A 15,365-nucleotide genomic window follows, 5' to 3' on the forward strand; every position below is an offset into this window, starting at 1 on the left:
AATATTAATATCCTCCCAATCTAACATTGTTACTTCTTATGGCAATTACTCCATTTTAATTAACTGTTTTTTGGGAGGCGTCATAAAAAAATTCAACTCTTTTTGCAACTTTTAAACTTTATTTTTATTTTAATAATCAACAAGTTACTCCGCATTCGTAGAAAAACCACGCGCTTTGCGGTCCTATAAGCCAGGCGAGATATGATCCATATCAAATTCTCTTCTATAATGCTTTGTTAGTATCTCGTCGCCGACTTAATAAAGAGAGAGTTAGTGTGAAAGCTGACAACCCTTTTGATCTTATTCTTCCAGCAGAGATGGCGAAAGTTGCCGAAGAAGCTGGTGTCTATAAAGCGACTAAACATCCGCTTAAGACTTTCTACCTGGCGATCACCGCAGGTGTGTTTATCTCCATTGCTTTTGTTTTCTATATCACTGCTACCACCGGTACAGCGACGATACCGTTCGGTATTGCTAAACTGATTGGTGGTATCTGCTTCTCACTGGGGTTGATCCTTTGCATCATCTGCGGTGCCGATCTTTTTACATCCACCGTACTGATTGTGGTGGCGAAAGCCAGTGGGCGCATCACCTGGGGGCAACTGGCCCGTAACTGGGTGAACGTCTATGTCGGTAACCTGGTGGGTGCACTGCTGTTTGTGCTGTTAATGTGGTTGTCTGGCGAGTATATGGTCGCCAATGGCGGTTGGGGCCTGAACGTCCTGCAAACTGCCGACCACAAGCTGCACCATACATTTGTTGAAGCGGTTGCGCTGGGTATTCTGGCGAACCTGATGGTCTGTCTGGCCGTGTGGATGAGTTATTCCGGCCGCAGCCTGATGGATAAAGCGATGATTATGGTGTTGCCGGTTGCGATGTTTGTCGCCAGCGGTTTTGAGCACAGCATTGCAAACATGTTTATGATCCCGATGGGTATCGTAATCCGCAACTTTGCGAGCCCGGAGTTCTGGACCGCAGTTGGTTCCAGCCCGGAAAGTTTTTCTCATCTGACTATTGCGAATTTCATCACCGATAACCTGATCCCTGTAACAATCGGGAATATCATAGGTGGAGGGTTATTAGTCGGGTTGACATACTGGGTCATTTACCTGCGTGGCAACGATCATCATTAATGGTTGTTTCAGGCAGTAAATAAAAAATCCACTTAAGAAGGTAGGTGTTACATGTCCGAGCTTAATGAAAAATTAGCCACAGCCTGGGAAGGTTTTGCGAAAGGCGATTGGCAGAATGCAGTAAACGTACGCGACTTTATCCAGAAAAACTACACCCCGTACGAAGGCGACGAGTCCTTCCTGGCTGGCGCAACTGATGCGACCACCAAGCTGTGGGACAAAGTAATGGAAGGCGTTAAACTGGAAAACCGCACCCATGCGCCAGTTGATTTCGACACCTCCGTTGCCTCTACCATCACTTCTCACGACGCTGGCTACATCAACAAAGCGCTGGAGAAAATCGTTGGTCTGCAAACTGAAGCTCCGCTGAAACGCGCCATCATCCCGTTTGGCGGGATCAAAATGGTTGAAGGTTCTTGCAAAGCGTACAACCGCGAGCTGGACCCTGCTCTGAAAAAAATCTTCACCGAATACCGCAAAACCCATAACCAGGGCGTATTCGATGTTTACACCAAAGACATCCTGAACTGCCGTAAATCTGGCGTTCTGACCGGTCTGCCGGATGCCTACGGCCGTGGTCGTATCATCGGTGACTACCGTCGCATTGCGCTGTACGGTATCGACTTCCTGCTGAAAGACAAATATGCCCAGTTCCTGTCACTGCAGTCTGACATGGAAAACGGCGTAAACCTGGAAGCGACTATCCGTCTGCGTGAAGAGATCGCTGAACAGCATCGCGCACTGGGTCAGATCAAAGAGATGGCCGCTAAATACGGTTGCGATATCTCTGCTCCGGCGACCAACGCTCAGGAAGCTATCCAGTGGACCTACTTCGGCTACCTGGCCGCTGTTAAGTCTCAGAACGGCGCTGCAATGTCCTTCGGTCGCGTATCCACCTTCCTGGACGTGTACATCGAACGTGACCTGAAAGCAGGCAAAATCACTGAACAAGACGCGCAGGAAATGATTGACCACCTGGTCATGAAACTGCGTATGGTTCGCTTCCTGCGTACCCCTGAGTATGATGAACTGTTCTCTGGCGACCCGATTTGGGCAACTGAATCTATCGGTGGTATGGGCGTTGACGGCCGTACTCTGGTTTCCAAAAACAGCTTCCGTTTCCTGAACACCCTGTACACCATGGGGCCGTCTCCGGAGCCGAACATCACTGTTCTGTGGTCTGAAAAACTGCCGCTGAACTTCAAAAAATTCGCTGCTAAAGTCTCCATCGACACCTCTTCTCTGCAATACGAGAACGACGATCTGATGCGTCCGGACTTCAACAACGATGACTACGCAATTGCTTGCTGCGTGAGCCCGATGGTTGTGGGTAAACAAATGCAGTTCTTTGGTGCTCGTGCTAACCTGGCGAAAACCATGCTGTATGCAATCAACGGCGGCGTTGATGAAAAACTGAAAATGCAGGTTGGTCCGAAAACTGAACCAATCAAAGGCGACGTGCTGAAGTTTGATGAAGTCATGGATCGTATGGATCACTTCATGGACTGGCTGGCTAAACAGTATGTCACTGCGCTGAACGTTATCCACTACATGCATGACAAATACAGCTACGAAGCTTCTCTGATGGCGCTGCACGATCGCGACGTTATCCGTACCATGGCTTGTGGTATCGCTGGTCTGTCTGTAGCAGCTGACTCCCTGTCTGCTATCAAATACGCGAAAGTTAAACCGATTCGTGATGAAAACGGTCTGGCTGTCGACTTCGAAATCGAAGGCGAATACCCGCAGTTTGGTAACAACGACGCTCGCGTTGATGACATGGCTGTTGACCTGGTTGAACGTTTCATGAAGAAAATTCAGAAACTGACCACTTACCGCAACGCTATCCCGACCCAGTCTGTTCTGACCATCACCTCTAACGTTGTGTATGGTAAGAAAACCGGTAACACCCCAGACGGTCGTCGCGCTGGTGCGCCGTTCGGACCGGGTGCTAACCCGATGCACGGCCGTGACCAGAAAGGTGCTGTCGCCTCTCTGACCTCCGTTGCTAAACTGCCGTTCGCTTACGCTAAAGATGGTATCTCTTACACCTTCTCTATCGTTCCGAATGCGCTGGGTAAAGACGACGAAGTGCGTAAAACCAACCTGGCTGGCCTGATGGATGGTTACTTCCACCATGAAGCGTCCATCGAAGGTGGTCAGCATCTGAACGTGAACGTGATGAACCGCGAAATGCTGCTCGACGCGATGGAAAACCCGGAAAAATATCCGCAGCTGACCATCCGTGTGTCTGGTTACGCAGTACGTTTTAACTCCCTGACGAAAGAACAGCAGCAGGACGTTATTACCCGTACTTTCACTCAGACCATGTAATGGTATTGACTGAAATCGCGAAGTAAAAAGCGTATACTGAAGGCTCCACGCAAGTGGGGCCTTTTTAACACCTGAAGTATGCTTTGCCAGCCATCTCTGCTCACTGGATGCCTGCCAAAACAGACTTAGCGCAGAAGGAATCAAACTGCGCAGACACAGGCCCCGGATGGGCCATATCTGGAGAAACACCGCAATGTCAGTTATTGGTCGCATTCACTCCTTTGAATCCTGCGGCACGGTCGACGGCCCGGGCATCCGCTTTATTACCTTCTTCCAGGGCTGCCTGATGCGCTGCCTCTACTGCCATAATCGCGATACCTGGGATACGCACGGTGGGAAAGAAATCACCGTTGAGGATCTGATGAGCGATGTCGTTACCTACCGTCACTTTATGAATGCGTCCGGAGGCGGCGTAACTGCATCCGGCGGCGAGGCTATCCTGCAGGCGGAATTTGTCCGCGACTGGTTCCGCGCCTGCAAGAAAGAAGGCATTCATACTTGCCTGGACACCAATGGCTTTGTTCGCCGTTACGATCCGGTGATTGACGAACTGCTGGAAGTGACCGACCTAGTGATGCTCGATCTGAAGCAAATGAACGATGAGATCCACCAGAACCTGGTTGGCGTCTCTAACCATCGTACGCTCGAGTTCGCACAGTATCTGTCGAAGAAAAATATCAACGTGTGGATCCGTTACGTCGTGGTGCCAGGCTGGTCTGATGATGATGACTCCGCCCACCGCCTGGGCGAGTTTACCCGCGATATGGGCAATGTTGAGAAAATCGAGCTGCTGCCCTATCACGAACTGGGTAAACATAAATGGGTGGCGATGGGTGAAGAGTACAAGCTGGACGGCGTGAAGCCGCCGAAGAAAGAGACCATGGAACGCGTCAAAGGCATACTGGAGCAGTACGGCCACAAAGTGATGTACTGATCGCGATTAACGCCAAAAAAGCCGCAACGTTGTGTCGCGGCTTTTTTATCGCTGCCAATCAGGCATGCGCCACCGGCGTCGGATGATGGCCTGCTTTGCGCATCAGCATTACCAGATAGATAAACGACACACCCGCAATCATGATGAACAACAGGCTGTCTGAATAACTCTGCATCAGCATCGCGGTCAGCGTCGGGCCAAGCAGGCTGCCAATGGTATAGCTCAGCAGCAACGCCTGATTCATTGCGACCAGTTGGTGGTGTTCGACTTTTTCGCAGGCCCAGGCCATTGCCACCGGATAAAGCGTAAAACCCGCCGTGCCGAGCACAAACAGCGCGGGAGCCATTGCCGCATTGCTTAACATGGCGAAACAGCCAACGATCACCACAAACACCTGCACGCGCAGCACCAGCAAACGGCCAAAACGATCCGCCAGGCGGCCAACAGGCCACTGCCCGACAATACCGGCGCTGACCAGCAATGCCATCCAGAAGCCGATCCCTGAATCGCTAATCCCCTGGTGCGAAAGATAGAGCGGCATCAGGCCGTACAGCGAGCCAAGGATAATCCCGGAGATAATGCAGCCATTTACGCCCAGGCGTGCCTGGCGCAGGCGTAACATCGGCCATACCGACGTGGCGCCCTGCTCTTCACTGTGTTGATTCACAATACGGGTGAACAACAGAGGCAAAATCGCTGCCAGCACCAGCCCGGTGGTCCAGGGCAGCACACTCATCAGTTCCGTCGGCAGTTTGCTGACCATCACCTGGCCCAGCACTGTACCCACGTAGTAAACCATCATATATGCCGCCAGCAGTCGACCGCGGTTGCGTGACGTGCCACTGCACATCAGCCCGCTTTCAACCACCACCCAAATCATCGCGCAGCCCACACCGGCGATAAAACGCCAGGCCATCCAGCTCCAGAAGCCCACCATCAGCCCCAGCCCGATACACCCGGCGGCAAAGATCAGCGAAGCAATGTAATAGCTGCGGTTAAACCCCAGACGGCGGATCAAACGCCCCGTCAGCAGCGTACCCAACAGGTTACCGGTGAAGTATGAGGAGCCCACCATCCCCACCTGCCAGGTAGGCAGATCTTCATGGGCGAGCCAAAGCGGCACAAGCGTATTCAGCGTTGCAATCGCCAGCGTCAACAGCATCAGGCCACAGAGCAATAACAGCACTGGCCGGGTATAGGTGGACATGGATAAAAACCGTGAGGAAGTTCAGAAGTCGTGCGCATCATGCCACTGGCAAAAACATTGTCAATCCGCTGTTTTTAGGGGCAGACACGTTTTGCACCACGACGATTGATAAAACTTATCCAGTGTCGTGATTACATGATAAAAAACCGTTTCAGTCGGTTGATTATGAAAGACTATTCCAGGGATAAGGCGGAATTGTCAGTCGAAAAAATTCATGGTGATTTTTCAGCTGAAGTCGCTGAAAAAAGGCAGTAAAAAAGCGCCCGCAGGCGCTTTTCAGGAACGTCGGTAACAGCGATTAGCCGATAAACTCAAGGCCTTTCATGTACGGACGCAGCACTTCCGGAACTTCGATACGTCCATCAGCCTGCTGGTAGTTTTCCAGCACCGCAACCAGCGTACGGCCAACAGCCAGACCGGAACCGTTCAGCGTGTGCACCAGACGAGTTTTCTTGTCCGACTTGCTGCGGCAGCGCGCCTGCATGCGGCGAGCCTGGAAGTCCCACACGTTGGAGCAGGAAGAGATTTCACGGTAGGTGTTCTGCGCCGGCACCCAGACTTCAAGATCGTAGGTTTTGCAGGCGCCAAAGCCCATATCACCGGTGCACAGCAGAATTTTACGGTATGGAAGACCCAGCAACTGCAGCACTTTCTCTGCGTGACCGGTCATCTCTTCCAGCGCCGCCATGGAGTCTTCCGGGCGGACAATCTGCACCATCTCAACTTTGTCGAACTGGTGCATACGAATCAGCCCACGGGTATCACGACCGTAAGAACCGGCTTCAGAACGGAAGCACGGCGTGTGTGCGGTCATTTTGATCGGCAGATCGTCTTCGTCGATGATTTCGTCGCGCACGAGGTTGGTCAGCGGTACTTCAGCGGTCGGGATCAGTGCATAGTTGCTGCTGTCCGCTTCTTCTTCCAGCGGACGGGTATGGAACAGATCGCCAGCGAATTTTGGCAACTGACCCGTACCGTACAGCGTGTCCTGGTTCACCATATACGGAACATAGTTTTCCGCGTAGCCGTGTTCTTCGGTGTGCAGGTCGATCATGAACTGTGCCAGAGCGCGGTGCATGCGGGCAATCTGCCCTTTCATCACCACAAAACGGGCACCGGTCAGTTTTACCGCAGCGGCAAAGTCCAGACCGTTGTGCATTTCGCCCAGCGTAACATGATCGCGGATCTCAAAATCGAACTGACGCGGTGTGCCCCAACGGCTGATTTCAACGTTGTCGTTCTCATCACGGCCCGCAGGAACGCAATCATCAGGGATGTTCGGGATAGTCAGCGCAATATTACGGATATCGCTCAGCAGGGTGTCCAGCTCCACTTTTGCAGCGTCCAGCTCTTCACCCAACTTGTTCACTTCCAGGCGTAATGGCTCGATATCTTCCCCGCGTGCCTTCGCCTGGCCAATGGATTTCGATCGTGAGTTACGCTCTGCCTGCAGGTTTTCTGTCTTGACCTGAAGGACTTTACGACGCTCTTCAAGCGCGCGTAATTTATCTACATCCAGCTTAAAGCCCCGGCGTGCCAGTTTTTCAGCGACTGCGTCTGGCTCGGTACGCAGCAGATTGGGATCGAGCATGCTTTTCCTGTGCTTATCGAATTGAAATAAAAAGAGAGCGACCGCAGCCTGCGGTCGTTGATGTACAGCAGTAACCTTACCGCAACGCCCGCACTAGCGGTAGCGTTTTATAGGGCTTTTATGATCCTGTTCGGCGAGCCAGGCGAGCTTTTCGCCAATCTTACCTTCCAGGCCTCTGCTGGTGGGATGATAATAACGCGTTTGTGCTAATTCCTGCGGGAAATACTCTTCCCCGGCGGCGTAAGCATTGGGTTCGTCATGGGCATAGCGATACTCCTGCCCATAGCCCATCTCTTTCATCAGTTTGGTTGGCGCATTGCGTAAATGCACGGGCACGTCATAATCCGGACGCTCGCGCGCATCCACCAGCGCCGCTTTGAATGCGGTATACACCGCGTTGCTCTTCGGCGCACAGGCAAGGTAGACAATCGCCTGCGCGATGGCGCGCTCGCCTTCCGCCGGACCCACACGGGTAAAACAGTCCCAGGCGGAAATTGCCACCTGCATCGCACGCGGATCGGCGTTCCCCACATCTTCCGAAGCAATCGCCAGGCAACGGCGGGCAACATACAGCGGATCGCCCCCGGCAGTGATAATGCGTGCATACCAATAAAGCGCCGCATCCGGCGCACTGCCGCGCACCGATTTGTGCAGCGCGGAGATCAGATCGTAAAAGCGATCGCCTTTATTGTCGAAGCGCGCGCTGCGCTCACCCGCAATCTCCGTCAACAATTCCGGTTTCAGCACGCGTTTACCGGAGGCGTCCAGCTCGGCCATATCGGCCATCATCTCAAGCGTATTGAGCGCCCGACGCGCATCGCCATTGACCAGCTCAGCAATCGCCCGCCGGGTTTCGTCAGGCAGCACAATGTCCTGGCCACCATACCCACGGGCTTTATCGTCCATCGCCTGTGCCAGCACCTGCTCAATATCTTCTGTCGTCAGCGATTTAAGCAAATAGACGCGCGCGCGGGAGAGCAGCGCGGAGTTAAGTTCAAAAGAGGGGTTTTCAGTCGTTGCGCCAATAAACGTAATTGTGCCGTCTTCGATATGTGGCAGAAAGGCATCCTGCTGACTTTTGTTAAAGCGGTGGACCTCGTCAACAAACAGGATGGTGCGCCGGCCGGCATTGCGATTCTGACGTGCGCGCTCGATGGCTTCACGGATCTCTTTCACCCCGGAGGTGACCGCAGAGATGCGCTCGACATCCGCACTGGCGTAGCGGGCAATCACTTCCGCGAGCGTCGTTTTCCCGGTGCCTGGCGGCCCCCAGAGGATCATCGAGTGCAGATGCCCGGCTTCAATGGCGCGCGGCAATGGTTTGACTTTCGCCAGAAGGTGCTGCTGGCCAATATACTGCGCTAAATTTTCTGGCCGCATACGGGCGGCCAGAGGTTGAAACGCATTATCGGAGAAATCGAGCGACATGTTGCTCATGCGCGCCTCTTACTTACGTTGATCGTCAACCGTTACGCCCTGCGGCGGGGTAAAGGTGAATTTCGAAGCATCAACGGTGCCGTTTTGTTGTGATTTCAACTGATAGCTGCTGCGCTGGTCATCCTGTTCAATCGCACTGAACTGGTGGATGGTGCCGTCACGGCCAACGTTGATGGTAAATTGTTTCAGATTGCCGTTGCTGCCTTTCGGCGTCAGCACAAAGTCATCGCCATTTTGCACAATGTTGTACTGCTGCCAGTCGCTGGCCTGGTTGCGGGCAATCAGCATAAACGGGGTGTTGCCGGTTGCGTCTTTCAGCCAGGTCGCTGTCGCTTGCTCAACAAACGGGTTATAGAACCACAGGGTTTTGCCGTCGGAAACCAGTACGCTTTCATCCGGTTGTGTCATATGCCAGTTAAACAGATTCGGGCGTTTTACCCACAGATCACCCTGTCCTTCCTGCACTGCCGCTCCGCTGCCATCCGTCACTTTCTGGGTAAAGCTGGCGTGGAAACTGCTGACTTTATCGAGACGGCTTTTCAGATCGCTGGAAGCATCCGCCCATGCATTGCTGACTAACAGACTGCCCATCAATGCACACACCATGGCGATTTTTTTCATTGTCATTCCTCAAATACGTCACTCCCGATGTGGGAGAATACTTCTGTCACTCTAAGCGCCGCGCGGGTGGAGTGACAGAAGAAAAGGTTGAATTTCTACTTATTTACCCATCTTTGCAATCAATCAAACGGCGGCGGCGCCAGTACCTCACGGTTACCGTTGTGCCCCTGCTCGCTGACAATCCCCTGCGCTTCCATCTGCTCGATTATGCGCGCTGCACGGTTATAACCGATGCGGAACTGACGCTGTACGCCGGAGATGGAGGCTTTACGTTTTTCGGTGACGAAGTTAACAGCCTGGTCGAATAACGGATCCAGCTCTTCACCACCGTCAAAACCACCGCCTGCGCCACCCTCGCTTTCGCTGTCTGACGTGATGCCATCGACGTACTGCGGACGACCCCGCGCTTTCCAGTCCTGCACCACCGCATGCACTTCCTGGTCGCGAACAAACGCACCGTGCACGCGCACGGGCGCAGAGGTGGAGTTCGGCCCGGAATAGAGCATATCGCCCATACCGAGCAGGGATTCCGCTCCGCCCTGGTCAAGAATGGTGCGCGAGTCAATTTTGCTCGACACGGTAAAGGCAATACGCGTTGGTATATTCGCTTTAATCAGACCGGTGATAACGTCAACGGAAGGACGCTGGGTCGCCAGCACCAGGTGAATACCGGCAGCGCGGGCTTTCTGCGCCAGACGCGCAATCAGTTCTTCCACTTTCTTGCCGACGGTCATCATCAGGTCAGCAAATTCGTCCACCAGCACCACGATATACGGCAGTTTTTCCAGCACCGGATGCTGCACATCCATGCTATCGCCAGGTTTCCAGTACGGATCCGGGATCGGACGGCCCATTCGCGCAGCTTCGGCAATCTTTTCGTTATAACCCGCCAGGTTACGGACACCGAGCGCAGACATCAGCTTATAGCGACGTTCCATCTCGTTGACACTCCAGCGCAGGGCGTTGGCGGCGTCTTTCATATCTGTAACCACTTCGGTCAACAGATGAGGAATGCCTTCGTAAACGGAAAGCTCCAGCATTTTCGGGTCGATCATGATAAAGCGCACCTCTTCCGGCGTCGCTTTATACAGCATGCTGAGGATCATCGCGTTGACACCCACTGACTTACCGGAACCGGTAGTCCCCGCCACCAGCAAGTGTGGCATCTTCGCCAAATCGGCAATCACCGGATCGCCCGCGATATCTTTCCCCAGCACCACGGTCAGTGGCGACGGGCTTTCGCGGAACTTCACGCAGTCCAGCACTTCACGCAGGTACACGGTCTGACGTTTTTTGTTCGGTAATTCCAGGCCCACGTAGGGCCTGCCGGGGATCACTTCCACCACACGCACAGCAACGGTCGACAGTGAACGCGCCAGGTCACGGGAGAGATTGGAGATACGCGCCGCTTTCACGCCCGGCGCCAGATTCAGTTCAAAACGGGTAATAACCGGACCCGGCGAGTAGTTCACCACATCCGCTTTAATGCGGAAATCAGCCAGACGCGCTTCAACCAGACGCGCCATCTGCTCAAGCGCAAAGGTGTCCACCGGCTCGACTTCAGTCGGCGGCTGGGTCAAAAGATCCAGCGAAGGCAGCGGCGTGGTCGGTTTTTGTACCGGACGGCTGTCGCCATTACGCATTAACAGCGGGTGGATCAGACTCTCCTGCGGCTGTGGCGCAGGTTGCTGCGCCTGCTGTGCCACAGCGTGCTGATACTGATGCTGTGCAGGTTGTTGATGATGATGATGATGCGACTGTTGCACCGGCTGCTGATGATGCTGGACTGGCGGTTCCGGATCCGGCATCGCACCTGGCGTAAACAGCGGTTCACTCGGGCCGTCATCCACCAGCGCTTTCATCGGCGAGAATTCAAAGTCTTCCGGCATAAACGCCTGCATACCCGCAGGTTGTTCCCCGGAATAACGCTGCTGCTGAGAAGCGGTAAACTGACGGGCGAGTTCGGCTTCTTCCGCCTCTTCCTCACTCAGTTGCGGCTGTGCATGATAGTGCGGTGTATCATGATGGTACTCTTCACCGTAGCGATCGTGCTGCGTCGCGGCAAACTGGCGTGCCAGCTCATTCTGTTGCTGCAGATCCGCATCGTCGTCATCATGATGACGAACCTCTTCCTCGCGCGCGCGCTCTTCAGCCATACGCTGCGAAGGCAGCTTGATGCCATAGGACGCCAGTTCGCGGCGCGTGGGCACCCGTACGCGATTCGGTCGCGGGAGCTGCGGGCCAATCCCCTCTTTCACCTGCGGACGCGGCGCGCCACCGGCAGCAAGGCTAAACACCGGAGCGGCGGCGACAACGGTCGCGGCAACACCGCCGGTTGCCTGCTGCACACTTGCCGCAACGGGTGCAACAAGGTTCGGATCGGTTGCAGGCGCAGCCGGTATAATCGGTTCGGCCGGTTTTGGTATGGGCATTGCGCTGGCGGGCTCAGGGATCGGCTGATACCAGGCGGCAAGCTGCTCGCGTTCACGAGCGCGCTTCTCTTCCACCTCTTCAAAGTAATAAAGCGGCGGACGCGCCTGTTTCACCTCTTCAACAATCGGCTCCGGTTCAGGTTCCAATATCGGTTCTGGCGCAGGGGAAATCTGTGGTTCGTTCTGCCACGACAATGGATCGTGCTGTGGAGATTGTGCGTAGAGCGCCTCTTCCTGCGGTTGCGGCGTTACCGGCGCATCCGGGATCCAGGTGTCTTGCTCGACGGGTTGCTGCCATTCCGATTCCGGCGACACGTACTGTACAGGCTGGTACGGCGCATCATGAGATTCCTGCGCATACTGTGCAGGCTGCTGAGGCGCATACTGTGCAGGCTGCTGAGGCGCATCCGCAGTCGCCGGCGGGGTCTGGGCATAGGGCCATTCCACTTCCGGCTGCAGCGCATGAACGTAAGGGTCAGCAGGGGCGGCATATGCCTGCGCTGCAGTGGTGGCTGCTGCGGCAGCAGCCACTGGTGCGACGATGCTGCGGCCATTCATCAGCGGATCGTACTCTTGCTCCGCTTCCGTCGCACGATGCCCGGAAAACAGCACATCATCAGCGTCTGCGGGAACACCGCGCGCACTGTAAGCAATCTCGTCCTCATCGTCGTCCATCCGTTTGCCGGAGAACAACGCTTCGTCAGTTTTACGCCCCATAGGGTTGGCGAATTTCTCGGCGATGCGTTTACGGCGCGCCAACGCGCCACGCAGAATACGAGTCCGGCGGGATTCATGCGACGCGCGCTGCGGAGCAGCGTGGTCCTCATCCTCGTCTTCATACTCATCGTCATCAACCCAGGTGTCATCACGGCGGGTGCGATTACTGGCAAAAGTAAGGATGTTAAGAATGACACTGCCAATCTTCTCGGCGATGGTGACCCAGGACCAACCGGTGAACAAGGTCAGACCCGCGGCCCAAATGCACAACAGCGCAAGCGTACCGCCGCTGCTGCGTAACAGCGGCTGCAGCGTGGTGCTCAGCAGACTGCCAATCACGCCGCCGGAGGCAAAATACCAGATATCGTCTGCGTTGATGGCCGCCAGACCACACGAGGTCAGGATCAGTGCCAACGCACCAATCATGCGCAACGAGACGGCGAAATAGTCAATGTAGTCTTCACTGGCCCGGTGGCGATACGCAAACCAACAACCGCCGGTAATGATCACCGGGATGGTGTACGCCATCACACCAAAGATGAAAAACAGCGTATCTGCCAGCCATGCGCCTGGCGCACCGCCCAGATTATGGATAGGTTCATGCCACGCCGTTTGCGACCAGCTCGGGTCGGACGGGTTAAAGCTGAGGAGCGCCGCCATTAGCCAAACGGCAAAAAGTGAAACGAGGATCAGCAACGCCTCCAGGAGTCGACGCCCGCTGCTTAACTTGGTCAGTGTGACTTCTTTGTCTTCTGTGTATTCCTGGCTCAAGACAGGCTCTCCAGGTCCTTGATGCTAAAACGGACAACAGCGCCGGGTTTCCCCGGCACTGTTGCTGTATGGATTAACAGGAGTGTAATCAAAAAACAGCGATTTTGCACCTGTTCCGTGTTAGCGCGTCTTAATTACCAGACGATTGCTCTGTTTGACTTCTTCCATCACCACATATGTGCGGGTGTCGTTAACGCCCGGCAGACGCAGCAGGGTTTCCCCTAACAGTTTGCGGTAAGCCGACATATCCGGCACGCGCGTTTTCAACAGGTAGTCAAAATCGCCGGAAACCAGATGACACTCTTGAATTTCTTCAAGTTTTTGCACAGCGGAGTTAAATTGTTCAAACACATCCGGCGCGCCACGATTCAGAGTAATCTCAACAAAAACCAGAAGTGATGCATCCAGATAATGCGGGTTCAGCAGTGCTGTATAGCCCTGAATAAACCCTTGTCTTTCCAGCCTGCGCACACGCTCAAGGCACGGCGTAGGGGAAAGTCCCACTCGTTTAGAAAGCTCGACGTTGGAAATACGCCCATCTTTTTGTAATTCGTTAAGAATATTACGGTCGATGCGGTCGAGATCTTTACCAGGGCGCTTTTTACTATCTACCATTATTATTGTCTCTCTGTATTCCTTCCCTACTCCTGTCTTGACCCTGTGCACTTCACTGTTCAGGATCTTTGCCCGTCGCGGTACGTCCGCGTGTGTTAAAACTGGCACGGCGCGTAATCCAGGGGCTATATTAAGAAGACCGTTGCCTGACGGCAGCTATCGATATCACGGATGGCGTCTGTCCACGCCATGCGTAGATTTCACTAGCCCGGTAAAAATGGCATTTACATGCATGAATTTGGGTCACGCGCGAAACACTGCTTTTTTTCTTCCTTTGATGTTTTCGCAAATGCGCAGGGGATTGTCAAAGCAAAACATCTTTTTTTAGTACAACATGCCAGATATTCATCAGCACCGCCCCGTAATCCTCATTTAATCACCTTATAACTGACTTTTTCTCAGTAGAAATTGTTATGTTTGGCCGCAAAATGGCGTGCTGTCATCGGTCATTTCTATTACACATATCGTTAACAAAATCGCTGCACTCTTTTTTTACGCTGGCAAATTCCCTACAATCCAGCCCAATGTCTGCCAAACAATAATGAGGATCTCATGGGTACGGCCAAACACAGTAAGCTGCTTATCCTTGGTTCAGGCCCTGCCGGTTATACCGCTGCGGTCTATGCTGCGCGCGCAAACCTGCAGCCGGTGTTAATTACCGGTATGGAAAAAGGCGGTCAGCTCACCACCACCACCGAAGTGGAAAACTGGCCGGGCGACCCGCACGATCTGACCGGGCCATCGCTGATGGAACGCATGCATGAGCATGCTACTAAATTCGACACTGAAATCATTTTCGACCACATCAACAGCGTTGATTTGCAGAACCGACCGTTCCGCCTGACCGGCGACAGCGGCGACTACACCTGCGATGCATTGATCATTGCTACCGGCGCATCCGCACGTTACCTCGGCCTCGCCTCTGAAGAAGCATTCAAAGGCCGCGGCGTCTCCGCCTGCGCCACCTGTGACGGTTTCTTCTACCGTAACCAGAAAGTCGCGGTGATCGGCGGCGGCAATACGGCTGTTGAAGAAGCGCTGTATCTGGCGAATATCGCCTCTGAAGTGCACCTGATCCACCGTCGCGATACGTTCCGCGCGGAGAAGATCCTGATTAAACGTCTGATGGACAAAGTGGAAAGCGGTAATATCGTGCTGCATACCCACCGCACGCTGGAAGAAGTAACAGGCGATCAGATGGGTGTCAGCGGCCTGCGTCTGCGTGATACACAGAACGCCGACAATGTCGAATCACTGGAGGTTGCGGGTCTGTTTGTGGCTATCGGCCACAGCCCGAACACGGCGATTTTCGACGGCCAACTGGCGCTGGAAAACGGCTATATTAAAGTGCAGTCCGGTATTCACGGTAATGCCACGCAAACCAGCATTCCTGGTGTCTTTGCGGCAGGCGACGTGATGGACCATATCTATCGTCAGGCGATCACTTCCGCCGGAACAGGCTGCATGGCGGCACTGGACGCAGAGCGTTATCTTGACGGTCTGGCTGAACGTAAATAATCTTTACAAGTCAGTAACAAAGGTAAAAAAGGCGACTATAAGTCGCCTTTATTTT

General features: G+C 54.0%; 10 protein-coding genes. 4 read left to right on the forward strand and 6 right to left on the reverse strand.

Annotation, left to right across the window (positions count from 1 at the left end):
- Positions 1–275 precede the first annotated feature (275 nt).
- The 3 genes from focA (at position 276) to pflA (ending at position 4,401) form a co-directional block, all read left to right on the forward strand.
- A complete protein-coding gene (focA, locus tag N7922_RS16185; RefSeq protein ID WP_263097293.1) occupies positions 276–1,133 on the forward strand; it encodes a formate transporter FocA in 858 nt (285 codons plus the stop codon).
- Positions 1,134–1,184: 51 nt separating this feature from the next.
- Positions 1,185–3,467, forward strand: coding sequence for a formate C-acetyltransferase (gene pflB, locus N7922_RS16190; protein ID WP_263097295.1), 2,283 nt, complete (start codon positions 1,185–1,187; stop codon positions 3,465–3,467).
- A 193-nt stretch (positions 3,468–3,660) separates the two neighbouring features.
- Positions 3,661–4,401: a pyruvate formate lyase 1-activating protein gene (gene pflA, locus N7922_RS16195; protein WP_061494671.1), complete on the forward strand. Its 741-nt coding sequence runs from the start codon at positions 3,661–3,663 to the stop codon at positions 4,399–4,401.
- A 58-nt stretch (positions 4,402–4,459) separates the two neighbouring features.
- Here the strand turns inward: pflA and N7922_RS16200 are convergent, their stop codons facing one another.
- The 6 genes from N7922_RS16200 to lrp form a co-directional block, all read right to left on the reverse strand.
- On the reverse strand, positions 4,460–5,608 hold the full coding sequence (locus N7922_RS16200) for an MFS transporter (RefSeq protein ID WP_263097297.1): 1,149 nt from the start codon (positions 5,606–5,608) through the stop codon (positions 4,460–4,462).
- Positions 5,609–5,906: 298 nt separating this feature from the next.
- The gene (serS, locus tag N7922_RS16205; RefSeq protein ID WP_263097299.1) at positions 5,907–7,199 is read right to left on the reverse strand and encodes a serine--tRNA ligase; all 1,293 of its coding nucleotides are present in this window, start codon (positions 7,197–7,199) and stop codon (positions 5,907–5,909) included.
- 93 nt (positions 7,200–7,292) lie between these two features.
- Positions 7,293–8,636: a replication-associated recombination protein RarA gene (rarA, locus tag N7922_RS16210; protein ID WP_263097300.1), complete on the reverse strand. Its 1,344-nt coding sequence runs from the start codon at positions 8,634–8,636 to the stop codon at positions 7,293–7,295.
- Positions 8,637–8,645: 9 nt separating this feature from the next.
- Complete coding sequence (gene lolA / locus N7922_RS16215; protein ID WP_263097301.1) at positions 8,646–9,257, reverse strand: outer membrane lipoprotein chaperone LolA; 612 nt, start codon at positions 9,255–9,257, stop codon at positions 8,646–8,648.
- A gap of 119 nt (positions 9,258–9,376) precedes the next feature.
- A complete protein-coding gene (locus tag N7922_RS16220) occupies positions 9,377–13,177 on the reverse strand; it encodes a DNA translocase FtsK 4TM domain-containing protein (protein ID WP_263097302.1) in 3,801 nt (1,266 codons plus the stop codon).
- Between the two features lie 120 nt (positions 13,178–13,297).
- Positions 13,298–13,792 carry a leucine-responsive transcriptional regulator Lrp gene (gene lrp, locus N7922_RS16225; protein WP_002439523.1) on the reverse strand — a complete coding sequence of 165 codons (495 nt, stop codon included), beginning with the start codon at positions 13,790–13,792 and terminating at the stop codon, positions 13,298–13,300.
- Positions 13,793–14,344: 552 nt separating this feature from the next.
- Between lrp and trxB the strand changes: the two genes are divergently transcribed.
- Positions 14,345–15,310 (forward strand): thioredoxin-disulfide reductase, encoded by a 966-nt coding sequence (gene trxB / locus N7922_RS16230; protein ID WP_263097304.1) that lies wholly within the window; start codon positions 14,345–14,347, stop codon positions 15,308–15,310.
- Positions 15,311–15,365 lie beyond the last annotated feature (55 nt).

The sequence above is a fragment of the Kosakonia sp. ML.JS2a genome, from assembly GCF_025642095.1.
Taxonomy (GTDB): Bacteria; Pseudomonadota; Gammaproteobacteria; order Enterobacterales; family Enterobacteriaceae.